Origin of the sequence: Ochrobactrum sp. SFR4 (assembly GCF_019730395.1) — a bacterium.
In the GTDB taxonomy this organism is placed as follows: domain Bacteria; phylum Pseudomonadota; class Alphaproteobacteria; order Rhizobiales; family Rhizobiaceae; genus Pseudochrobactrum.
On record NZ_JAAPBB010001091.1, the window covers coordinates 1 to 250 of the forward strand.

The 250-nt window shown below is 52.0% G+C and carries 1 pseudogene; it reads right to left on the minus strand.

The annotated features are described in order from the left end of the window. Positions 1–250: pseudogene (locus HBA93_RS22405) on the minus strand (ABC transporter ATP-binding protein); the annotation flags it as partial.

Genomic DNA, 250 nt, shown 5'->3' on the forward strand with positions numbered 1-250 from the left:
GGATGACGGTCAGAACCGATCTTTGGCATGCAGTTCAATAGTCCCTGAGTATATGGATGTTTTGCATTGGCCAGATCGCTTGCAGCAATTTCCTCAACAATACGTCCGGCATACATCACGATAACGCGGTCGCAGAAAGAGGAAACCAGACGCAGGTCGTGGCTGATGAAAATCAGCCCCATACCGCGATCAGCTACCAGCTTGTCGAGAATGCCGAGCACTTCGAGCTGCACGGTCACATCAAGAGCCG